The following is a 22,631-nucleotide window of genomic DNA, read 5'->3' on the forward strand; positions in this document are numbered from 1 at the left end:
TTTCTCCTCTCGTCATCCAAGGATTCCGCCTGATTAATAAACATCCCGCTGATAACGTTTCTCCTGCTGCATCCGCTGCAGATACTCCGCGGCATCTTCCGGACTTAGTCCGCCTTCTTGTTCAAGAATGGCCGCAAGCGTGGCATGAACGTCATGAGCCATTTTTTTCTCATCCCCGCAAACATAGACGCAAGCGCCTTCCTGCAGCCACACGTATAGCTCCCGCTTTTTTTCAAGCATCCGGTGCTGCACGTAGATCTTTTTATCCGTATCCCTTGAGAATGCCACATCCATACGGGTCAGGACACCGTCTTTAAGCCAGCGCTGCCAATCGGTCTGGTACAGAAAATCCGTGGTGAAATGCTGATCGCCGTAAAAAAGCCAGGTTTTCCCTCCGGCCCCGCTTTCCTCGCGGTCGCTCAAAAAGGCTCGGAACGGCGCGACGCCCGTGCCCGGTCCGATCATGATGATAGGGGTTTCCGGATTTTCCGGAAGCTTGAAATTCGGATTATGCTGAATATAGACAGGCAAGGTAGCACCCGACCGCAGCCTCTCCGCAAGCTGAACCGAACATACGCCGAAGCGGTCCCGCCCATAAGATTCATATTGCACTTTACGTATCGTGACATGAACCTCATCCGGATAACCTTTTGAACTGCTCGCGATGGAATAAAGCCGCGCGGGAAGCTTGCGCAGAATCCCCGCAAAACTTTGCGCCGGTGTCCCCTTGAATTGGTAGTCCTGAACCAGGTCGAGAAGATCCCGGCCTTCCAGGTAAGCTTTAAGCTCCTGCTCATGCCCGGCCTGGACAAGTTCCTGCAGCCGCTCATCGGAAGACAGCCCGGCTGCTAGTGCCAGCAGCGGTTTGGTCAATACCGTGATCTCATAATGCCGCAAAAGCGCATCGCGCAGCGCCATTTTTTCACCCTTCTTATTAATCGAAATGGCTTCTTCCGGGTTCCATTCCATAAATCCAATGAGTTCATCTACTAGCTGCGGATGGTTTTCAGGGTAGATACCCAGGCTGTCGCCTGGTTCGTATTCAAGGCCGGAGCCTTCAAGAGATAATTCAATATGACGGGTTTCGCGGTCCGAACCACGCCCGTTGAGATTGATGTTTTCGAGGATTTCAGCGTGGAAAGGGTTGGTTCTTGAAAATTCATGATCGGTTTCGTTGGCCGCGGTGGCCCCAATACTCGGAGAAGATGGAGCTGATTGAGATCCTTCTTCGCGAAATGCCCGCAAAACCTCAGTGATCCATTCGCCCGCCGGTTCATCAATATCCACGTCGCAGTCCACGCGAGGTACAAGTCTTTTGCCGCCCAGCTCTTCCAGGCGCTTATCGAAATCCTTGCCGGTTTGACAAAAGAATTCGTATGACGTGTCGCCAAGCGCAAGCACGGAGTAGGATAACCCCTCCAAACGCGGAGCCCGCTTGCTGTGGAGAAATTCATAGAAGGAAATCGCATTGTCAGGCGGATCGCCTTCGCCATGCGTGCTGACAAGTATCAGAAGATTCTCGATTTTCTTCAGATGGTTTGGTTTAAAATCGCTCATGGATGAAACCGTGACCTGCCCCCCTTGCTCCGCCAGCTTCTTGGACAATTTCCGGGCGAGTCCGCTGCAATTGCCTGTCTGCGAACCAAATAATATCGTGATTTCACGGGCTGCCGTCGAAGCCGGAGCCGGAGCTGCCGCATCTGTATTCGGCTGCGCCGGAAGAACGGCGCCTGCCTGGGCATGCAGCGCGGTTAAATAACCGCTGAGCCAGCTGGCCTGAACTCCGCTGAGTGTCGGAAGCAAACGATTCAGCAGGTCCGCTTGCTCTTGATTAAAAGGGCTGTTTGATACCTGAAGCTCCAATCCTATCCACCTCACGTCATTATGCTTTTTTCTTCTAATTCCGACTAAATACATCCACTTTATTATACTTTCTTGAATCTATCACAGCATTGGCATGAGGTCAACGGAGAATTTTCAGTATTTTTCCAAAAATTCAGGGGTATGGAACATGCAGACGCCACAAAACCCTGGGTTGATTCGGCATCAGCTATGACTCCCGGCTTCAGGGGACTTGTCCTTCCTGTCAGATGGAACTCTTACAATATGGAATATGGCTGGATGAAAATACGGCTGGTGTCTGTAAACAAAAAAAGCCGCTCCCAAAGGAGCGGCTGTACCATTCAGAACAAATGTTCGTTTTATGCGTCATCGAAATTAGATCGAGCTATATTCGGCTTTCATATTATTAGTATAAATCAAAAAAAATTATAAGTCTATATTTTCCCCGGGAATTATTTTAAAGTTTGAAATACCCGGCCGGGATCCGCTCTGCAGCTGCTTGTTCTGTCACGCTGCAAAGCATCTAAAGGAGAGAGAAAACCTGTGAAATTACGATTATGGGACACCAATTTAAAAGTCAGGTTAATTGGCGAAGCGCTGTTCAATATGCTGTATTGGATGTATTTCCCTTTTATAACCGTTTATTTCGGATCATCGTTCGGCAACCAAATTGCCGGCATTCTCATGACGGCCCCGCCGATTTTCAGCATTATAGGCAGCCTGGTCGGAGGAGCTTTGGCAGATCGTCTGGGGCGCCGTCCCGTCATGCTGCTTGGAGCCTCGATTCAAACGCTCATGTTTGCCTTATTTGCACTGTCGCCTTCGCGTTGGATCGATTACGCCGCATTTATCGGCATCGGGATTGGAGGGGCCATATATCGACCCGCCAGTTCCGCCATGGTCGCCGATCTGGTTTCGCCCCAAGACCTCCGTCAGGTCTTCGCCACATTCACGACTGCCAACAATATCGGCGCGGTGCTGGGACCGGCTTTCGGGGCCGTTTTCTTTTTTCATTACCGGCAAGAGCTGCTATGGAGCTGCGCATTTGTACTGCTGCTTTATTTTATCGCGATCTATTTTATCGTTCACGAAACAGTGCCGCAATTGGAAAAGCACAAGGACCTTTCGGTTTCGATACCACGCATGCTTAAGGAACAATGGAAAGGATACGGCATTATTTTCCGGGATAAAGTGTTTCTAGTTTACATATTGGCAGGTATCTTTGCGCTTGTCACCATCCTGCAGCTGGATCTTTATTTCGCGGTTTACGTGACCAATTATGTCCCCGCCCAGACGCTTTTCAGTTGGCATGACTATGAGTTGGTCCTGTCCAGTAAAGATATCTTTGGCTGGTTATTGGGATTGAACGGATTACTATTCGTCCTGTTTGTCTTTCCGGTCACGAAATGGTTCCGGAATTGGAAAGAACGGAATGTGTTTATCCTGTCCTCGCTGCTCGCCGGTGCAGGTACATTCGCCTTGGGGCTGAATACAAATATATGGTTTTTGTTTTTCGTTACCATTATCTTTACCTTTGGCGAAATCGTGAGGTCTCCGGTGACACAAAGCTTCATTAGCCGCTATGCGCCGGAGCATGCCAGAGGACAGTATATGGGCGCCAACAATTTGCAGTTTACGGTCAGCAGGTTTTTGGCCCCGGTGACTGTTTTCATGTCCGCTTGGTTGCCGCCCATGGGCGTATTCAGCATGATTCTCGTTTTTGCGTTCATTAGTATCCTGCTGTATATCCAGCTGTATCGAATCCACCAGGAATGAAAAGAAAAATCCGAATGGCAGAATAAAACTGATATATGATATTAGCCATGAAATCCTAAGCCGCTTCATCCGACCGCCGTCATGCAGCGAAGCACCGCGCGCTGGGAGCTGCGGATACCCGCTTTGCTTTCAACCAGAAAGTGTAAAGATTCGCAAAGACAGGCATATGGAAGCATGCAGCCCGGGATGATTATATATGGTGGTCCGGGGATCAAAGTTACTTTTTACACCTCTCCAAGATTGTTTGGGTGTGCAGAAGCGCCTTTAAGCCCGCTTTAAGCTGTTCTCAGTCGCAAAAGGTTGCGAAAGTGCATCTATTCCCAGCATTTTAGGGCGCGGATAGATAAATTATTGCAATTGTGCATCCTTTCCAAGACAAATTCACTGACTAGTCTCTCACCGCTATAAAAGCCTGCAGATTTGCAACCTTTCTCATTTGGAGCACTGAATTTACAGGGAAAAGATGCACTTTTGATGTTTTTGTGGTGAAACTGCATGATGGAGTGGAACTTTGAAATCTTGTACTACCGGTGCCAAGCTGGTGCCAAAATGAACTGCAACGTTGGATGAAGTGTCATATCTTAAGCTAGAAGCAAGGATATCTTATGCCTGTATAATATTGCATTTTCTGAAAATAATAAAAACATTCGAATAAACAGATCACAATGCATATTGCATATACAGGAGGAACCAACCTATGACAAGCCAAAATCAAGATCATGCCCAAGATGAAGCGAAACTCAGGAATAAATTGGATCCTTCCGGCGATTCTTTGCAGGAAAAAGAGAAGATGGAGCAAGGCGTCGATATCGAGCCGGAGGCCGATGAATGGGTCGCCAAGCCGGCAGCATTTACCGATACGGACAATGAATAATTGACGGGTTAAATAACCCCACAAAGTGACGTGTGGCCTTCGAAGCTTATTCCGATTACTTTGCGGGGACCCCGGAAATTATACTTTCTGATATGTTTAAATGAAAATCCGCGCAGCGTCGTTGCTGGGCGGATTTTTCGTTTATGAACATCGAATTAAATATAGCTTGATCTCAAGCCGCCAGAAACAAATGGATTATTTGTTGACATTATTGTTATACAGGTTCCCGCCGCCGATCCGGACATCGTCGTGAGCTGTTGTTCCCGTCGCGGCGCTTGTGGCATAGACGACATAACCGGCAGAATCGTCCAAATTGACCGTGTTGTGATCAAAAGAATTATTCGTCCCCGTCGGATACGCCATGCCGTGGGTCCGCACCTGGAACGCATCCTTAATATTCACATTTCCATTACGGTAACCTTGATTATGGCGGACGATCGTATTGACGCCTTTGATATCGATGAAGCTGTCCGCGCTGTTCTCCCCGCTGATGCCCGTTCCATTAAATGTGCAATATTCGATGATCGTCCCGCTCGCCCCCTCTTTGACGTCAACATGCTCCGCAGTAATCCCTCCGTCAAATACAGTGTGGCTGATCACGTTGTCATACACCAAATGCTCATAGTTCGAGCTGGAATCCGATCCGACATAAGCCCCTTCCCCAAACCCTGGCTGATACTTGCCGGTGTCATAGATCGTAGAATACTCCAAAGTGTTGTAAGAACTGCCGTCCCGAAAATGAACCCCTTCATCGCCTATGTTATGCACTTTAAGTCCATGAAGAAGATTATGGTTGCCGTGGTCTACGACAATGCCCTTTTGTGCGGTATCGATCTCAAGATCCCTGATTTGCCAATAGTCGCCGGTCAAATGTATGCCATAAGAGCCGTCATTTGCATTTATCCCTTTCAGCACAGCCGGATGGGCCGGATCGCAGCTTTTCAAAATAATTGGATTGGCAGCGGTGCCATTTTTGCCGGAATAGAACAAGCCCTGCCCTCCGGGATCTCCGCTCGCGGACCGGACTCCCGTGTAAGTGCCCGCGGCAATGGAGATAACATCCCCGGGCGCGGCGTTTTTCATCGCATTCTGGATCGCGGCAGCGCTGTTAAGCGCGTTTGTACAGACCGGAGCCGGACCTGAATCGGACAGCGTTTTGACCATCACTGTGCTGCTGGGAGCGGACCGGTTGCCTGCAGCGTCCTTGGCTGTAACATAATAGCTGTACGTCGTATCGGGATTCAAATCTTTATCATTTAGGAATGTGCCGGGCGTTTCTGCCGCCAAAACCCCATTACGGAATACTTCATACCCCGTTACCCCAACGTTATCCGTAGACGGACTCCAGCTTAATTTGATCTGCGTCCCCGAGATCGCAACTGCCGTCACATTCGTTGGAACGGTAGGAGGCTGATGATCGCCGCCGGGATTCGTCCCGCTGCCGGTTACGATAAGCTCGGGCGCATTCGTCCCCTTCTCTTTGCTGTTTAGCGTCGTATATTTGCCTGCGCTTTCCTGAAGCATAAAAGAAATGATGCCGTCCCCGGCCGCTTCGGCCGCCACGTAAGAAGTAACGTCGAGTTCATAATAGGCTGGCGCCGTATTCATCGGCACACTGCCGGCCAAACTTCCCTGCGCCGGTTTGTTATTCCAGGTAATGCTTCCCTCACTCCAGTTATCAGCGGTTTCATAGGCCGATAAAACGGTATTATAGGATGAGCTTCCATAAATTCTGAGCTTGGCGTCTGTCACATTTGAAAATTCGGATAGATTGAATTTCAAATAGGTTTGGCGGGCGTTTGCAACGTCGTTTTTTACATAGAGAGAGGTGGAGGTTCCATAATTCGCGGAAGGGTTACCTTGATGCACATACGAGTCATCCATCGGGCTAAGTGTTACAGGCGATGCCGAAGTCAAGGTTGGGAAAATGACGGCGGTTAGGATCAACGTCAGAAGACCTAATCCTATTTTGCTTGATAGGAACTTCGATTTGCGGATGTTTCCGGACATATGAATCACTCCTTTTTTTATCATCGGTTGATTCTTATGTTTGCGGTCAACAAAATTTGCCGAAAAACGAGATAATGACGCAATAAGGCAGCCAAACCGAGGTTTAGCTGCCTTGTTATGGAACCTTATTGAATTTTAGCGGATAACCGCGCAGGCAATCCGTGCGCCGGAATTTCCGGTTGGGTCGGTTACGTAGTCATCGGCTTTTTCGTGAATCATCAGCGCGGTTCCGCCCGGCTTCAGCAGAGAATTCGGGGAACCTTTTTTGAGCGTGACCGTTTTGCTCTCCAGATCCTGACTCACGGTTCCGTCGGCTTTAACGCTGAGATTAAGCAGGTCACCCGCATGATATCCTTTCGGATTGTTGAATCCATGCTCCTTGCCCTGCGGATTCAAATGGGCTCCGGCAGTCTTAAAGTCCGGCGGATCGCATTTTCCGTTTTCATGGAAGTGGAAGCCATGCTCTCCCGGAGGGAGGTTTTTCGCCTCGACATGTATATGGACGACGTCGTCTTTTTGCGTCAAAACCGCCGTGCCAATCTCTTTCCCTTTGGAATCGATAATTTTTGTTTTTATTTGCGGATCATCCGATTTGGCCCATGCTGCCGGACTCATTGATATAGTCCCGAATACCAGTGCTCCAAGTACGCTCAGGCAGATTGCTTGTTTTTTCATTGTGCTGATTCTTCCTCCTGTAGATGTTTTCGGTTCCTTTCCACAGGATTTCCTAATTAACGGAAAAAGATAACATTCGGGAATGCTTTATCTGCAAATTGCAATTACACAATTTTTGTAATGAAAATATTATTTTCTTGGAAATAAAATATATGTGCATACCTGATCCGTTAGGCAGCAGACATATATAGTACAGAACTTATCCGATGTCCGGTATGTGGATTTCAACTTCACGTTTCGTTTGCGCCGAACGCTGAATTCCGTCTAGAATAGCCTGATTGCGCAAAATTTGTTCACCCGGGATCGGAGCAGGACCTCCCTCGCGAAGCGCCCGGACAAAATCCTTGATTTTCTCATCAAACACGTTGAGTTGGTGCTCGATAAGAGGTATGACACTTTCGGTGTGATGCCCCTGAATATCATGGAAAAGGGAAACCGCACCGACATTTCCGTCCCATACGCCTCCCCACGGCCCGTTGCTTTGAGGCAGCACCTTCATGCCCGCATCCGTGCCAAGGAACATCGTTGCCCCAAGCGTATCCATATGCATTGCCCATGATATTTTGAAATTAAGCACCAGGTCATTTTCAAATCGGATCATCGCAACGCCGAAATCCTCTACATCAAAGCGGTCTGCCTCCGGATGGTATTTCGGATTGGTTCCAAAATAATTCGACGTATAAGCCGACACGGTGAGCGGTTTTGGATACCCGAGCGTATTCAAAGCCAAATCAAGAGAATAGCAGCCGATATCAGCCATCGCTCCCGCGCCCGCAATCTCTTGGCGGATGAAGGTTCCCCCAGGCATGCCGCGGCGGCGCCCGCCGCCGGTTTCCACGTAATAGACTTTGCCCAGCTGTCCCTTCTGCACAAGCTCCTTGATCAGCTCCATATTCGGATCATAACGCGGCTGAAAGCCGATATTGAGCATTTTTCCGGTCTGCTTCGAAGCCTGAACCATGCCAACCGCCTGCTCAAGCGTTACCGACATCGGTTTCTCGACCATGACATGTTTGCCTGCATGCAGCGCATCCACCGTTGTTTGGTAGTGCGCTGCATTGGGCGTACAGATGCTTACCCCGTCCAGTTCCATCTCCAACATGCGGCGGTGATCGTCAAACCCTTTAGCCTGCTGCAAATCCCAACGTTCGATAAATTGGTCCGCCCGTCCCGGCAAAATGTCTGATACGCCGACAATTTCGACATCCTCGATGCCTTTGTAAGCACGGACATGCGCTCCCGCGATTCCCCCGCTTCCGATCATTCCTATTCGCAATGTTTTTTTCACGTATTAGCCATCCTCCAATAATATTAGTTCTGCTCTTATGTTCTACACTAACCTGCCGATGTGCTGCCAGAAAGCCGGATTATATCTTTTCTTAATGCCATGTTTTGAAAAAGGGAATGCAGCCGAATGAATATACAGCATGCGAAATGTCACTATTTCTTTCAGGAGTACCTTTCAAGCAAGCTATTCCAAGGCGATCCTGCACAGAAACATGATTTCGCAAAAGCTGTTTTTCATAAGGCACATTCCCTAATTTCATTTATACGTTATGCTTTTATACACTTAGCCTTGCAGCTCGGACAGCCGGATGCCGCGATGCTCGCGCGCCGACTGGTTAGCCGCTTCCATGAGCTTGGTCAGTTCAACGGCATAAGCCACATTCTCATCAGCCGTAGTATCTTGCTGAATATGACTGATCCACTGCTCAAACGCACTCTCCCGTGGTCCCGGAACCGGAAGCTCTACCCAAGCATCCTTATATTCTCCTTTCCGTGAAGTGCGGATCAACAGCTTTTCCTCCGGCGTACCATAGAGAATCGAACCTTCCGTCCCATGAATTTCGACACTGAATGGGGAGAAGTTGTTTACGAAACCCGCTTCCACAATTCCGATTGCCCCCGATAGCGTCGACAGCGTTGCAACAGCGTTATCTTCTACTTCTTTTCCCGTAACATAGCCAAACTCCGCCTTCACTTCCTCCACATCCTGCTGCAGGAACAGCCTTGTCAAATACATCGGATGGCAGCCCAGATCAATCAAAGCCCCGCCCAGGCAGTCTTCCAGCTTATAGAAATGATCTGGCAGCCATCCCGCAGTCGCCCCGTTATGGGATAAGCGGACTCTAACCTGAGTGACCTGACCGAGCAGTTCCTGATCCAGAATGTCGCGAATCGCCAGTGTGTAGCCGTCGTTCAGCCTTGGCAGCGACACGGTCAACTTCACTTTGTTACGGTCCACGGCATCCAATATTTCGTTCACTTCATGCAGCGTCGGCGCCAGCACCTTTTCGGTAAAAATATGCTTGCCTGCCGCAGCCGCCTTTAACATCACATCGCGATGCATACGGGTTGGAGCATCCACAATGACCGCATCGATGTCATCCTGCGCGAGCATTTCATCCAATGAAGCATAAAACGCCACACCTTGCTGATCCGCAGCTTCTTTGCCCCGCTCCGGATTTTCATCCCAAACCGCCACGATTTCGGCATCGGGATGCGCTTGGGCCTGCTTGGTATAATCCCATGCATGAACATGCCAATAGCTGATTTTTCCGATTCTGATCATTTCCAGCCACCTCAATATTTAAGATTTGGAGTATCACGTTATAATAACCCTCAGATCCGATGAGAAAAAGCTCACTCTCTCTTACATCATAAGGTGAGCTTTTTCCTATTCAACCCTATTCAAAATAGACCGTTTTCCCCGTTCGCGCCGATTCGTAGATCGCTTCCAGCACTTCCGTTACAACAAGCGCCTGTTCCGGTTTCACCATCGGCTCGGTATCGGTTAGGATGCTGTCGATCCAAAGTCTGCACTCGCGGGCAGCCTGGCTTTCCGATTTCCCGTCAAAATATGCGACTCCGCCCGTATTTAGTTCAGGCAGTTTCGTATACAGTTGGCCGAGCTCTTCCCCGTTGATCCGCAGCCCGTCGCGCATATCCGCACCAGCCTCGGTTCCGCACAACGTAGATCTGGCCTCGCCTACGTCCAGCGTGTTCAGCGCCCAGCTGGATTCCAGCACAACGGTTGCGCCGTTTTCCATCGTAATGAAACCAAATGCCGAATCTTCGACGGTAAACTTCTCCGGATCCCATGGACCGAATGCATTGGCTGCGTCTTTTTTGCCGCCGAGCTTATGGTACACATTCCCGACAACACTTTTCACTTTATAGTTGTCCATCAGCCACAAGGTCAAATCAAGCGCATGGGTGCCGATGTCGATCAGCGGGCCGCCCCCCTGCTCCTCTTCGTTCAGGAATACGCCCCAGGTCGGTACGGCGCGTCTGCGGATCGCATGGGCTTTGGCAAAATAAATATCGCCCAAATCGCCGCGTTCCGCTATCTTTTTCAGCAGCAGCGAATCCGGCCGGTAGCGGTTGTCATAGCCGATGGTGAGCTTTTTGCCTGTGCGTTTGGCGGTTTCCAGCATCGCTCTGGCTTCCTGGGCCGTTTTGGCCATAGGTTTTTCGCACATGACATGTTTTCCCGCTTCCAGGGCATCGATTGTAATAAAGGAGTGGGATTTATTAGGCGTGCACACATGAATCAAATCGATGCTTTCATCTTTAAGCAATTCTTTATAATCCGTATATATAGCGATATCCTCTCGGCCGATTTTACGGGCTGATTCGATTGCGCGCTCCTCGATAATATCGCAGAATGCCACCAATTCGACGTTTTTCTGGGCACTCAAACTTGGTATATGTTTGCCGTTAGCGATTCCGCCGCAGCCGATAATGCCGACACGCAATATTTTTTGTTCCTGTGTAGTCATTGGCTTAGTCATCTCCTTGGTTTTGTTTTTAGATATAAGAATGAATTTGCCGCTTGAGCCTCTTCCTTATATCGCAAAGAAAATTTCCTCTTAATGCGGTCTGTCTTCTGTGATATTGCTTCGATAGACATTTTCTTTATAGATATAAGAATGAATTTGCCATCTGAGCCTTCTTCCTTATATCGCAAAGAAAATTCCCTCTATACGCGGTCTGTCTTCTGTGATATTGCATCGATAAACATTTTCTTTATAGATATAAGAATGAATTTGCCACTTGAGCCTTCTTCCTTATATCGCAAAGAAAATTCCCTCTATACGCGGTCTGTCTTCTGTGATATTGCATCGATAAACATTTTCTTTTTAGATATAAGAATGAATTTGCCACTTGAGCCTTCTTCCTTATATCGCAAAGAAAATTTCCTCTTAATGCGGTCTGTCTTCTGTGATATTGCATCGATAGACATTTTGTTTTTAGATATAAGAATGAATTTGCCACTTGAGCCTTCTTCCTTATATCGCAAAGAAAATTTCCTCTTAATGCGGTCTGTCTTCTGTGATATTGCTTCGATAAACATTTTGTTTTTAGATATAAGAATGAATTTGCCGCTTGAGCCTTCTTCCTTATATCGCAAAGAAAATTTCCTCTTAATGCGGTCTGTCTTCTGTGATATTGCTTCGATAAACATTTTCTTTATAATATTTGTCGAAGAAAGGATAGACTGGTTTCGATCGATTCCAGTTGGGGAATCTCGTATTCCTCCTGCTCCACCGTGTACCATTCCACACCGCCGCGTTTGCCGGCCGCCGTAATTGCCTTGAAGTCCAAGATACCGGAGCCGATCTCCGTATTCCGCTTATCCTGCTCGCTTTTCATATCCTTGATATGCAAAATGCGGCAGCGGTCTTTGAACGATTCAATCCAATCCGCGGCGCGAAAGCCCGCATACTCAGCCCAATATGTATCCAGCTCCAGGAACATATGCTCAGGCCGTGTGTTGCTTGCAAGCAATTCGAGGCCCGTCAGGCCGTCATGCTTTTGGAATTCGAAGCCGTGGTTGTGGTAGCCGAAGCGAAGGCCCTGCTCTTTGCAGCGTTCACCCATCCGATCGAAGATTTCGGCTGCCCGCTTATAGCTGTCAGCGTTTTCACGCAATTCTTCGGGAATCCCCGGACAAATTATATAGGGACTGCCGATGACAAGCGAATATTCGATCATTTCTTCCAACCGCTCCACAAGATCAGGCATGCCGATATGGCTTCCCGCCGCCCGCAGTCCGTATTCATCCAATGCCGTCTTCAGCTGGGCTGCCGATGTGCCAAAATACCCGGCAAACTCAACACCGTCATACCCTATTTCCGCCACTTTTTTCAGCGTGCCCAAAAAATCCCGGCTCGTAAGTTCTTTGATCGAATAGAGCTGCAGCGCTACATTTTCCATTGAAATGCCTCCTCCCATTAACAAGTAAGGTAAGGATACCAAAATCGGCTCAGAAGTAATACAATGAAGCTATTCGAAAGTATAAAATATTTGTCATGGTAAATCGAGGTGCCGAAATGATGACCGAGCCGTATTTTGAATCCAACCGGTCCCAATCCGGGTCGATCCACTATCCGTATGAAAGCATGATCCACTTCGGTAAAGAACCGCGCTGCCTTGTGGAACCCCACTGGCATCTGTATATTGAAATCCTGTATTTCCTTTCCGGCAGGGCCAAGGTTTATTTGGGAGGCAAATCCCATGTCCTCGGCCAAGGCGATCTGATTCTGATTCATTCCCATGAAACGCATTCGATTTATTCCCTGGATGACAAGGTCTCTTATATCGTCGTTAAATTTGATCCCGAGATTCTGTATTCGACTTCCCGGACCATTTTGGAATCAAAATATATTCTGCCGTTTACCCTAGCCGAATCCAGCAGTCAGCGCGTTTTTACCGAGCCGGAAATTAACGATACGCCAATTCCCGGCATGATCTGGGAGATTTACAATGAATTCAGCGCCAAAAGCTTCGGTTTCGAGCTTGCCGTGCGTACCCTCATCTGCCGCGTTTTTTTATGGTTCCTGCGCCAGACACGTCACCAGCATTGGAGCTGGGAGGTGGCGCATTCGCTGAATGACAGCGACTACCAGATGCTGCAAAAGGTATTCGAATATATCGACTACAACTATATGAACGATATCAATGCCCAAACCGCCGCCCGTCTGTGCAATATGAGCTACAGCTATTTTTCCAGAAGATTCAAGGCAATTATGGGCAAAACATTCACCAATTACTTGAGCTATATCCGGATTACCGAGGCGGAGAAGCTTCTCCTTACGACAGATAAAAGCATGACCGATATCGCGCTGGAAGTCGGTTTTTCTAGCTCCAGTTATTTCATCCAGCAGTTCAGACAATACAAAGATATTTCCCCCTACCAATTCCGTAAAAAAGGAAAAGCCTGACACGTAGAGTCAGGCTTCATTGCGTTTATGTGAAAAGCGTACTTCAAAGGGATTTATGCGAAAATGAGCTTTTGCGTTTTTGAAATAAAACCCATAACATTTTCTTCATTGGTGGTGACCGTGAGGTTATGCGGGTTTCTAACGGACATTACAGCCGCTAAGAGGCTAAAAATAGCCATTTTTAAATTTTAACGGACACCACGGCGCTTAATTGCTCCAAAACACCGCCCCAAAGGGACTTTTTGAATAAATAGCGGCGCCTGTGTCCGTTAAAAATCAAAATGGTCGAAATTATCCTCGATAGCGTCCGCTGTGTCCGTTAGAATCAAATATGGCGCGTGACGGTCAGGCGATGTTTGATTCTAACGAAACTTGGGAGCGTTATTCAGGTACATTGGGGCTTTTGCGCACTCTTGACGGTACCTGTTTAATCCACGCGGGATTCTAACGAAACAGTGGAGCGCTATTCAGCCAAAACGGAGCCTCTACGATTTCTAACGAAACTGCGAATCGCTATTCTGCCAAAATGATGATGATCTAGCCATGTTTCGGCCCGATAACGATATGTAGTTACATTAGGTTTAAATTGGACGCGAGTTTGCAAAAATAGCATGTCCTAGTTTCGTTAGCAGTAACCATGTGGGAGCACCATCATATCACGGCAGCGGCACGACAGCATCAATCATACAACGGACTTTGGCGCACATTATCCGCGTCATCACATTGTTATGTTTTCCACGTTATCACGTTATCCACCACATTGTCACGTTATCCTTTGATTAGTGTATGTATCATAACCTTCAAGCCCTTCAGCATAGTCTCATGCGACAAGGAAGGCAGACTTGGTTTGGCTGCAGACATCTCTTCCGAAGCTGGGAAGTGGACGAAACCGCCGATCATCGGAAGCTGATTGGTGCGGATGTAATCTAGAAGAGCATACATCGTATTATTGCAAATAAATGTCCCTGCCGAATAAGAGATCGAAGCCGGGACGCCTTGTTCCTTCATGCCGTCGACCATCTTGCGCACTGGCAGCAGGCTGAACAAACCGTCAGGACCGTCCGGATTAATGCGCTCTTCATAGGGACGATTCCCGTTATTATCAGCAACACTGGATTCTTTTGGTACCTCTTTCAAATTAATCGCGATTTGTTCCGGCGTAATCGCAGTTCGTCCGGAAGCAAGCCCACAGCAGATGACGGCATCCGGCCGGATCGCTTCCACCGCCGCAAGCAGCTTGTCCGCGCATTCGTCAAAAACGACCGGCAGCAGCAATGTATGAATCTCAGCCCCGGCAATATCTTCTTTCCCGATGTCTGCCAGCAGCCTCTCCGTCGGATTAATCGTATCGCCCCCAAATGGCTCAAATGCAGTGATCAATATCTTCATTTCAATATCCTCCCCTGGCCGATTAAAAATAAAATATGACTATATAGCTAAAAAGCACACAGCGTTATATCTTCCTTTTCAAGCGCAGCTCTCAGCATTTGTGCAAAAGAAAGAGCATGCTCGCCGTCGCCGTGAATGCATACCGTATCCGCGGCGATGGCGATGGTTCTGCCGCTGGCCGTAGTTACCGTCCCTTCCTTGACCATTTGAAGCACTTGCTTCACCGCCTGTTCCGGATCGCCGATTACCGCCCCCGGCATCCCCCGTGGCATCAGCGTCCCGTCCTCCATATAAGTCCGGTCCGCAAACACCTCCGCTGCAGTGCGCAGCCCTCTGGCTCTGCCTGCGGCGATCAGCTCGCTTCCGGCAAGCCCATATAAAACAAGGGCTGCATCCGTCTTGTATACAGCCTCCGCAACGGCCTCTGCCAGCGGTCTTTCCACCGCTGCCATATTATAAAGCGCGCCATGCGGCTTCACATGTCTCAGGGCTGTCCCTTCCTGCTTCACAAAAGCCTGCAGCGCCCCGATCTGGTACGTGACCATGTCATAAACTTCCCCGGCTGTAACCTCCATCCGCCGCCGGCCAAAACCCGCCAAATCGGGCAGACCCGGATGGGCGCCAATGGATACGCCTTTGCGGACTGCCATCCGGACCGTGTTTCTCATCACAGAAGGATCGCCGGCATGGAAACCGCACGCAATATTCGCGGATGTAATTTCATTTAACAGGTCTGCATCGGCCCCAAGCCGGTAGCGCCCAAAGCTTTCCCCCATATCACAATTCAAATCCACCCGCAGCATCGTCAGTCCTCCTTTAACTTGTAGTTTATCATTCGGCGCAGAAGCCTCAATTCCCGGGCTGCTTCACAGTAGAGTCTCTCCGCCTCTGCAATTGAAACCTCGCGAAAGCGGATGCTGCCTCCGGGCGGAAGCTGGGCTACCAGCGGCAAATCGACAGAAATGACCTGCGCTATTTTCGGATACCCGCCAAGCGTTTGCCTGTCTGCCATCAAGATGATCGGCTGGCCATCCGCCGGGACCTGCACGGTTCCATCCGCCACTCCTTCCGAAATATACTCCCGCTGCGTTTCCAGCAGCAGCGGCGGGCCAGACAACCGGTATCCCATCCGGTCCGAATCCGGTTGAACCCGATAGCTTTCCGCAATTAAGCGCTGTATCGCTTCCTCCCGAAAATCTCCGTATTCTCTTCCTCTGGTGACCCGGACCACCATGTCAGTTCCGCCATAGCCATCGCGGGGAGCAGCCGACCATGCCGGAGCGCAAAAAACCTCGCTTGCCGAATTCGCAGCTCCGACAAAAAGGGGCTTATCCGCATGGCGGGTAAGCTTAACCGGAATCATGTCTCCGGCCTGCAAAGATCTGCCATGCAAACCCCCGACTTTAGCCCGAAGATAAGTGCTGCGGCTCCCCATCACCTGTGGAACATCCAGCCCGCCGGCAGCCGCCAGGTAAGCACGGCATCCGGAGACGGGACGTTTGAATGAAAGCTCGCTGCCTGCGCGAAACCAGACCGGACGCCACATCGGAACGGCAATCCTGCCGCATACCGGCGCCAAATTCGCTCCCGTAATCGCAACCAGCATATCCCGGTTGAAACGCACCGAAAATCCGGACCATGTGATCTCAAGCGCCGCTTCGCAGGCATGATTCCCGACAAGCCAGTTCGCCAGACGATGGGCATAACCGTCCATTGCTCCGGTTTTAGGGATTCCGTATTTGGCGTACCCTTTCCTGCCCAAATCCTGCACGGTAGTAAGCAATCCCGGCTTCACAACCTCCATGCTCATCTGCTTCCACCTGCCAATCGCTCATATTCGGATGGGTCTATCACCTTAAACCGGATATACTGTCCGCTCTTTAGCAAAACGGGCGGGTCCTGCTCCGGCTGAAATAAAGCGAGCGGCGTTCTCCCGATAATTTGCCATCCGCCCGGAGTTTCAAGCGGATATATTCCGGTTTGGCTGCCCGCGATGCCGACCGATCCGGCAGGGATGCAAAGCCTCGGCGTTGCCCTTCTGGGCGCGCTAATGCCGTCCGGAAGGCCTCCCAAATACGGAAATCCGGGGGCAAATCCCAAGGCATACACCAAAAGCTCCCGGCTGGTATGTATATGAATAACTTCCTTTTCATCCAGACCGTTCACTTCCGCCACATAAGCAAGGTCTGGACCATATTCGCCGCCGTAACAAACCGGAATTTCAACCACTTCGCGAGGCCTTGTTCCGTCTGCCACGATGGACTCAAACCGTTTGCCGATGAGCGAGCTCACGTAATCAAAAGCCGTTCCGTTTCCTTCGGCATTCTTCACCTGAAGCAAATCATAATAAACGGTTAACGTCGTAAATGAAGGAACGCATTCCAGATAACCGGGAAATGGGTCGGTTTCGAGTCGTGCCGCCGCTGCTTGAACCCATTCGTGAACCTGCTCGCCAATGTGGTTTCCAAATTCGACCAACAGTGCAGATTCCCCAATCGCTGTCATATTGAGCTTATGCATACCGGTATCTTTATCTCCCTTCATGCTGTATCTATCTCTTTATTTTAGGCGTTTGAACGGGCAGACCGCAATATTTGATGGAACAAACAGGCTCAAATTATTAATCAATGCTTGATCGGCAAATGAAAAACCGCAGCCTTCCTCTTTTTAAGAAGATCATGCTGCGGTTCCATTCTTTGCTTTGGGAATGCCGAGATGCCTTTCATGCCGGATCAAAATCCCCATTCCATTATTTTGACAGATCAATAAAACCTTCCCCAAAGACGTCTCTAACATCATGAATCGTAATAAAGGCTTCCTTGTCCACTGCTCTTACAATCTTTTTAAGCGTGGACACTTCCTGCTTGTTAATGACGACGTACAATACTTCTTTCGGTGATTTCGTATAGTAGCCGTATCCCGGAAATACGGTGACGCCGCGTTCCATCGTGTTGTTGATTTCCTGCGCGATATGATCGTATTCCTTCGAAATAATCGTGACGGCTTTACGCGGGTTAAGCCCTTCGATAATAAACTCCATCACCTTCGTACCGACGAAGAGCATGACAATCGTCAGCATCAAACTTTGCGCGCCAATGATGAAAAACGATGCAAATACCACGATCAAATCAAAAAAGAGCAGCGCATAGCTGATATTCCAATCCCAGTATTTATGGGCGATCCGCGCCAAAATAACGCTGCCGGCCGTCGTCCCCCCCGCACGTACGATCAGACCGATGCCGACTCCGGCAAACACGCCGCCAAAGATCGCGTTAAGGAGCAGTTCGTTCGAATTCACGGTCCATCCTTCGGTCAAGTGCAGGAATAAAGAGTTGCAGGCGATGGCAATGATCGTGTAGAATGTCGTCTGCTTGTCCAAAAATTTATAGCCGACAACAAGCAAAATCGCGTTCAAAATCAAGTTCATGATACTTGGAGACCAGTTAAACAGATAATACAAAATGATGGTCAGCCCTGTCACGCCGCCCTCGGACAAATCATGCGGAATGACGAACAAGTTGACGTCAAGAGCAAAAATAAACGAACCCAAGATAATCAAAAGAATGTCAGCAATTTTTCTTTTCATAGCATGAATGCCTCTTCCGCTTTCATTATTCATAGACATAACCCTAATTAAAGACACAACTCTTATATTTTATAAGTCTTGTCCAAGGTTCGTCAACACGAAAAATCTCATCAAAACGCGAAATAACCCCATATAGAGTATCGGAAAGAAGTCGACGCTTCTTACAGAGGGGCGCTTTTGCGGAGAAAAAGTACGGAGTGACGTATAGCCTTTGAAGCTTACTCCGATTATTTTGCGGGGACCCCGGCTTCCGATATAAGAAAAACGTCTATCGACGTACTTTCTAGGAAGACAGATCGCATTTAGCGGATGTTTTTCTTGCGATTATAGAATTGTTCAGCGTAGCAAGAAAATTTATAAATTCTATAATCTTCAAAAAAAATCCGCGGAAACCGCGGATTTAAGGACTATATATCATTGGGATGATTGAATGGAGACCGTATTTGAAGGAGCATCCCACCCGACAGAGTAACCTGAAAGCTGGGAGAAATCTCTAAGCGGCAGCATCAAGGCATCATTTCGATACCGTGAAGCCGTAATTTTGATGGTCTTGCCGTTCACGCTTGCTTGACTCGACAACGCTTTATGAATAATGGTCCGGCTTCCGATCGTCAGGGTCGCTGTTTTCGTTTGGTTGTTCCACAACACCTCCCCGCCCAACAATTCGATGCATGCCCGTAAAGGAACATAAATCCGGGAATCATACAGGACGATATCGCTTAAAAGTGCCGATTCCCTATTGTTGACCAGCAGCCTCCCCTCAAATTTCTGTTCGCCTACCTGGTAACCTGAATTTCGTGCAATTTCCTCGAATGAAAGCTTGGATGAAGTAATGATGGCTGTCGTATGAAGCTGCACCTTCGGAAAAAGCCAATGGATATCATCGTTGTACATTCGGATACATCCGGCACTGACATATTTCCCGATGGACTTTTTATTGCTGTTCCCATGGATCGCATATGTCGTTCCTCTCGTTCCATTGACATCAAGCCCGATCCAGCGGTCGCCAAGGGGATTTCTTGGATCGCCTCCCGGAATTTTTTCTTTGTAATACGGACGGTTTTTAATCTTGTTCACGATTTCAAAGCTGCCTTCCGGCGTTAATGAAGGACTTTTGCCGGTCGCTACGGGGAATACCTTGATCAGGGTTCCATTTTGGAAAAAAGCCAATTTATTCGTTTTTTTGTTGACGATAATCAGATCGCTGCCCGCATTCCGTGTGTCCGCATGCACAGTTACGGGGATGATCCAGCCCAAAAGCATAATAAGTATCATTGCTGCGAATGGGCGGTGACGAGTACTTAGAATAAGAGAGCCTCCTTTCTTGTATCGATCATTAGCCATTATATGGGGAGGTACGGGTGTCCTATCACCATTCATGTGAATTGTAGTGGAATTGTAACTATTTGTAAACGGTAAACACCCCCACAAAGTGACGTGCAGCCTTCGAAGCTTATTCCGATTACTTTGCGGGGACCCCCGGAACTTTTATTAATTTTTTTATTGCAAAAAACTGCGGCATCAGCCGCAGCTTTGGGTTTAACGCACCGCCTGGCATTCTTTCCTTTCTTTTGGGCTTGCCGCATGTTCATCCAGGACAGTGGATCCTTCGGTTGCAGCCCCGGACGCGTCAAGCTTGGCCCTGCCCATAAACAAGGTTGCCGCACAGGCCAGCAGGACGGGAAGAACGGCCCAAGCGAAGGTGTGCGTAATGGATGAAGATAAAGCTTGCGAAACGGAATGGACCAATTCATTTGGAATGAGCGATCTGCTCTGCTCCGACAATAGCACATGCGGATCGTCGATCCGAAGGGATGCCGAAGCCCCTTCGCTTCCGCTGAATAGCTTGTTCATCCGTCCTGTAAATGCATGGTTTTGAATCATCCCGAACATGGTAATGCCAAGAGTCATGCCAAGCGATCGCAGGAAGTTGAAAGTCGAGCTGGCGGTTCCACGCTGCCGGTATGATAAACCGTGAATGCATGCATTGCTGAGTACCGAAAAGGAAGCGCCTATTCCAAGTCCCACCAGAATCATGTACATCGTCACTTCAAACCGGGAAGATTCCGGGCCGAGCGTAGTCAAAAGCAATACGCCAACCAACAGCAAAAACAGCGTGGACAACATGATCGAACGATATGAAATACGGATCATCAGATTTCCGGCGATCGTTGCCGTAACAACCGATCCGACCATCATCGGCAGCAGCACCATGCCGGAGTTCGTAGCCGAACCGCCCAATACGCCTTGAACATAAATCGGAATGTACACGGATGCAGCAACGAATGCGGCACCGCTGAAAAATCCGATCACAACGCTGGAGGCATAAATTCGGTTCTTAAATAACCCGAAGGTGATGATAGGTTCTTTGGCTTTGGTCTCGCAGTAAAGGAATACGGCTGTCAGCAGCACAAAACCTCCAAACAAGCTTATGATCTCAATCGAATCCCAAGCCAGCTGTTTCCCTCCCATTTCAAGCGCAAACATCAGACATACAACAGCGCCAAGCAGAGTAGCGGCCCCCGCCCAATCAATCGGCTGTTTGGAGTGCTCATGAGACTCCTTGTAAAACATCATGATCATAAGCAGCGCCGCAAGCCCAAGCGGCAAATTGATATAGAAAATCCACTGCCAGGCGATATAATCAGTGATATAAGCACCGAGAAGCGGGCCGAAAATGCTGGAAATGCCAAACACGGCGCCGAAGAGACCGCCTAGTTTTCCGCGTTTTTCAAGCGGAACCGCATCAAACATGATCGTAAACGCGATCGGAATCAGCGCTCCCCCGCCAATACCCTGAACCGCACGGAAAAGGGCCAGCTGCGTAATGGAGTGAGCCGTTCCGCAAAGCGCCGAGCCGATCATAAACAAGATAATCCCGAACACAAAAAATCTTTTTCTCCCGTACATGTCCGACAATTTGCCGAAAATCGGCATGCCGGCCATTTCCGCAACCATGTATGCGGAGGTCACCCAGACAAACTTATCCATCCCTCCGATCTCTCCTACGATATTGCCCATAGCCGTCGCCACGATCGAATTGTCCATGGACGCCATCAGGATGCCGAGCAAGAGTGCCGCGATCACGACGGACAATCGGCTTTCTTGTTGCTGTTTCATTTGCAGACCACTCCTTTTCTCTTTCATTTCTTTTCTTTGGCCTGCGTCTATATTAAAAAAAGAAGTATGACAACGGACTGTCATACTTCCCGATAGTTATCCATCATTTTTTGCAGCTTAGCCTGAACGGCGTTTCTTACTTCCGGGGGCCCCATTACCACTGCACCATCTCCGAAACTGAGCAAAATCGGCAATAGCCACTTCGACAGGTCGGTGCTCTGTTTCTTTAGCAAAATTTCCAGCGAACCATCGTCGTTAAATTGCTTATCCGCTCCCACGAAAAAATCAAGCGCCCGCGCCATACAAGCCGAAGAAAAACGCAGCCTTACATCAATCACATTCTTGTCATTGTCCGAATACTTCTTGCGATGATCATAAGGATTAGCCGGTTTCGGATCATGCTGGCGGGGGTGGAAATGCTCTCCGGTTACGACCAGAGACAAAATCCTTGGCAGTTTAAACTCCCGATACCCGCTTCGCATTCTGCAAAAAGCATGCAAATACCAAGAATCGTATTTATAATCCAAAAGTACCGGTTCTACAAACCGCTTTACCCGCTCGCCTTTGGCGCTCACATACTCAAATTGGAGTACAAGCTGCTTGGTAATGGCGTCTTTGAGCTCGCGCAAGGTTTCGTTATATGGTCTCCAGCTGCCGATATCCAGCGACATGCTTGGCTTCCCGGCCTGGTATACGGACTGCAGCTTATGGATCGTTTCCTCTGCTTTTTCGTCCTCAAAAATATCGGACATGCTCCGCAGAAGTGTTACGATGGAATTAACGTCATGGGAGCCGAGCAGGCTTTTGTCCATTTTATACTCTTCCATAATCCCATAACCGCCGTTGACCCCTTGATAGGACACTACCGGGATGCCCGCAGCGCAGATCGCCTCGATATCACGATAGATGGTCCGTTGGGAAACATTATATTTTTCCGCGAGTGCCGAAGCCGATAAAATCTCGTGGTTCAGCAGCATGTAAATCATGGAGATTAGCCGTTCTAACTTCATTTTCTGCCACCTTTATCATTACGAATTCGTTCAAAATAAATTATTTGTTTATAAGTTGAGCCAATGATTTGGACCGGATGAGTGCAGACAGGCGAGGTGTTCTTCCGATCGCTGTTGCTCCC

At 48.8% G+C, this 22,631-nt stretch carries 19 protein-coding genes; 3 read left to right on the forward strand and 16 right to left on the reverse strand.

Annotation, left to right across the window (positions count from 1 at the left end; all coding sequences use genetic code 11):
- Positions 1–33: 33 nt before the first annotated feature.
- Positions 34–1,863, reverse strand: a complete 1,830-nt coding sequence (locus tag L6442_RS18990) for an assimilatory sulfite reductase (NADPH) flavoprotein subunit (RefSeq protein ID WP_212976635.1) — start codon at positions 1,861–1,863, stop codon at positions 34–36.
- Positions 1,864–2,385: 522 nt separating this feature from the next.
- On the opposite strand from L6442_RS18990, the gene L6442_RS18995 reads away from it, so the two are divergent.
- Together L6442_RS18995 and L6442_RS19000 are read left to right on the forward strand one after the other, a co-directional pair.
- The gene (locus L6442_RS18995; protein ID WP_212976636.1) at positions 2,386–3,618 is read left to right on the forward strand and encodes an MFS transporter; all 1,233 of its coding nucleotides are present in this window, start codon (positions 2,386–2,388) and stop codon (positions 3,616–3,618) included.
- A 697-nt stretch (positions 3,619–4,315) separates the two neighbouring features.
- Entirely contained in the window at positions 4,316–4,492 is a 177-nt protein-coding gene (locus L6442_RS19000) for a hypothetical protein (protein ID WP_194235654.1), read from the forward strand.
- A gap of 195 nt (positions 4,493–4,687) precedes the next feature.
- Here L6442_RS19000 and L6442_RS19005 read toward each other — a convergent pair whose 3' ends face one another.
- The 7 genes from L6442_RS19005 to L6442_RS19035 form a co-directional block, all read right to left on the reverse strand.
- Positions 4,688–6,502 carry a CBM96 family carbohydrate-binding protein gene (locus L6442_RS19005; RefSeq protein WP_212976637.1) on the reverse strand — a complete coding sequence of 605 codons (1,815 nt, stop codon included), beginning with the start codon at positions 6,500–6,502 and terminating at the stop codon, positions 4,688–4,690.
- Between the two features lie 135 nt (positions 6,503–6,637).
- The gene (locus tag L6442_RS19010; RefSeq protein WP_212976638.1) at positions 6,638–7,177 is read right to left on the reverse strand and encodes a superoxide dismutase family protein; all 540 of its coding nucleotides are present in this window, start codon (positions 7,175–7,177) and stop codon (positions 6,638–6,640) included.
- Positions 7,178–7,376: 199 nt separating this feature from the next.
- Positions 7,377–8,465, reverse strand: a complete 1,089-nt coding sequence (locus tag L6442_RS19015) for a Gfo/Idh/MocA family protein (RefSeq protein ID WP_212976639.1) — start codon at positions 8,463–8,465, stop codon at positions 7,377–7,379.
- A gap of 282 nt (positions 8,466–8,747) precedes the next feature.
- Positions 8,748–9,749, reverse strand: coding sequence for a Gfo/Idh/MocA family protein (locus L6442_RS19020; RefSeq protein ID WP_212976640.1), 1,002 nt, complete (start codon positions 9,747–9,749; stop codon positions 8,748–8,750).
- Positions 9,750–9,864: 115 nt separating this feature from the next.
- Positions 9,865–10,959, reverse strand: coding sequence for a Gfo/Idh/MocA family protein (locus L6442_RS19025; protein ID WP_212976641.1), 1,095 nt, complete (start codon positions 10,957–10,959; stop codon positions 9,865–9,867).
- A 311-nt stretch (positions 10,960–11,270) separates the two neighbouring features.
- Positions 11,271–11,591 carry a hypothetical protein gene (locus L6442_RS19030; protein ID WP_212976642.1) on the reverse strand — a complete coding sequence of 107 codons (321 nt, stop codon included), beginning with the start codon at positions 11,589–11,591 and terminating at the stop codon, positions 11,271–11,273.
- A 59-nt stretch (positions 11,592–11,650) separates the two neighbouring features.
- A complete protein-coding gene (locus tag L6442_RS19035) occupies positions 11,651–12,397 on the reverse strand; it encodes a sugar phosphate isomerase/epimerase family protein (protein WP_212976643.1) in 747 nt (248 codons plus the stop codon).
- A gap of 116 nt (positions 12,398–12,513) precedes the next feature.
- Here L6442_RS19035 and L6442_RS19040 point away from each other — a divergent pair, with 116 nt between their 5' ends.
- Positions 12,514–13,404: a helix-turn-helix transcriptional regulator gene (locus L6442_RS19040; protein WP_194235683.1), complete on the forward strand. Its 891-nt coding sequence runs from the start codon at positions 12,514–12,516 to the stop codon at positions 13,402–13,404.
- Between the two features lie 768 nt (positions 13,405–14,172).
- On the opposite strand, the gene L6442_RS19045 is transcribed toward L6442_RS19040, so the two are convergent.
- The 8 genes from L6442_RS19045 to L6442_RS19080 all read right to left on the reverse strand — a co-directional run bounded on the left by L6442_RS19045 (position 14,173) and on the right by L6442_RS19080 (position 22,509).
- A complete protein-coding gene (locus L6442_RS19045) occupies positions 14,173–14,793 on the reverse strand; it encodes a pyroglutamyl-peptidase I (RefSeq protein WP_212976644.1) in 621 nt (206 codons plus the stop codon).
- Between the two features lie 47 nt (positions 14,794–14,840).
- Positions 14,841–15,596: a LamB/YcsF family protein gene (locus L6442_RS19050; RefSeq protein WP_212976645.1), complete on the reverse strand. Its 756-nt coding sequence runs from the start codon at positions 15,594–15,596 to the stop codon at positions 14,841–14,843.
- 2 nt (positions 15,597–15,598) lie between these two features.
- Positions 15,599–16,603, reverse strand: a complete 1,005-nt coding sequence (locus L6442_RS19055; protein WP_212976646.1) for a 5-oxoprolinase subunit C family protein — start codon at positions 16,601–16,603, stop codon at positions 15,599–15,601.
- Positions 16,600–17,337, reverse strand: a complete 738-nt coding sequence (gene pxpB, locus L6442_RS19060; protein WP_272880269.1) for a 5-oxoprolinase subunit PxpB — start codon at positions 17,335–17,337, stop codon at positions 16,600–16,602. The genes L6442_RS19055 and pxpB overlap by 4 nt, the downstream gene beginning before the upstream one ends.
- Positions 17,338–17,542: 205 nt before the next feature.
- On the reverse strand, positions 17,543–18,379 hold the full coding sequence (locus L6442_RS19065) for a YitT family protein (RefSeq protein WP_194234827.1): 837 nt from the start codon (positions 18,377–18,379) through the stop codon (positions 17,543–17,545).
- 414 nt (positions 18,380–18,793) lie between these two features.
- A complete protein-coding gene (locus L6442_RS19070; RefSeq protein ID WP_228101500.1) occupies positions 18,794–19,642 on the reverse strand; it encodes a L,D-transpeptidase family protein in 849 nt (282 codons plus the stop codon).
- A 276-nt stretch (positions 19,643–19,918) separates the two neighbouring features.
- Positions 19,919–21,499: an MDR family MFS transporter gene (locus tag L6442_RS19075; RefSeq protein ID WP_212976647.1), complete on the reverse strand. Its 1,581-nt coding sequence runs from the start codon at positions 21,497–21,499 to the stop codon at positions 19,919–19,921.
- A gap of 80 nt (positions 21,500–21,579) precedes the next feature.
- Entirely contained in the window at positions 21,580–22,509 is a 930-nt protein-coding gene (locus tag L6442_RS19080) for a helix-turn-helix transcriptional regulator (protein ID WP_212976648.1), read from the reverse strand.
- Positions 22,510–22,631: the final 122 nt, after the last annotated feature.

The organism is Paenibacillus azoreducens (assembly GCF_021654775.1).
GTDB classification, from domain to species: domain Bacteria; phylum Bacillota; class Bacilli; order Paenibacillales; family Paenibacillaceae; genus Paenibacillus_AQ; species Paenibacillus_AQ azoreducens.

Bases quoted from the DNA above. Each gene is read 5' to 3' on its own strand.
- pxpB (WP_272880269.1), bottom strand. From the start codon at position 17,337: ATGAAGGGAGATAAAGATACCGGTATGCATAAGCTCAATATGACAGCG.
- L6442_RS19010 (WP_212976638.1), bottom strand. From the start codon at position 7,177: ATGAAAAAACAAGCAATCTGCCTGAGCGTACTTGGAGCACTGGTATTC.
- L6442_RS19065 (WP_194234827.1), bottom strand. From the start codon at position 18,379: ATGAAAAGAAAAATTGCTGACATTCTTTTGATTATCTTGGGTTCGTTT.
- L6442_RS19005 (WP_212976637.1), bottom strand. From the start codon at position 6,502: ATGTCCGGAAACATCCGCAAATCGAAGTTCCTATCAAGCAAAATAGGA.
- L6442_RS19075 (WP_212976647.1), bottom strand. From the start codon at position 21,499: ATGAAACAGCAACAAGAAAGCCGATTGTCCGTCGTGATCGCGGCACTC.
- L6442_RS19040 (WP_194235683.1), top strand. From the start codon at position 12,514: ATGATGACCGAGCCGTATTTTGAATCCAACCGGTCCCAATCCGGGTCG.
- L6442_RS19070 (WP_228101500.1), bottom strand. From the start codon at position 19,642: ATGCTTTTGGGCTGGATCATCCCCGTAACTGTGCATGCGGACACACGG.
- L6442_RS19020 (WP_212976640.1), bottom strand. From the start codon at position 9,749: ATGATCAGAATCGGAAAAATCAGCTATTGGCATGTTCATGCATGGGAT.
- L6442_RS19000 (WP_194235654.1), top strand. From the start codon at position 4,316: ATGACAAGCCAAAATCAAGATCATGCCCAAGATGAAGCGAAACTCAGG.
- L6442_RS19055 (WP_212976646.1), bottom strand. From the start codon at position 16,603: ATGAGCATGGAGGTTGTGAAGCCGGGATTGCTTACTACCGTGCAGGAT.
- L6442_RS19050 (WP_212976645.1), bottom strand. From the start codon at position 15,596: ATGCTGCGGGTGGATTTGAATTGTGATATGGGGGAAAGCTTTGGGCGC.
- L6442_RS19025 (WP_212976641.1), bottom strand. From the start codon at position 10,959: ATGACTACACAGGAACAAAAAATATTGCGTGTCGGCATTATCGGCTGC.
- L6442_RS19045 (WP_212976644.1), bottom strand. From the start codon at position 14,793: ATGAAGATATTGATCACTGCATTTGAGCCATTTGGGGGCGATACGATT.
- L6442_RS19035 (WP_212976643.1), bottom strand. From the start codon at position 12,397: ATGGAAAATGTAGCGCTGCAGCTCTATTCGATCAAAGAACTTACGAGC.
- L6442_RS19080 (WP_212976648.1), bottom strand. From the start codon at position 22,509: ATGAAGTTAGAACGGCTAATCTCCATGATTTACATGCTGCTGAACCAC.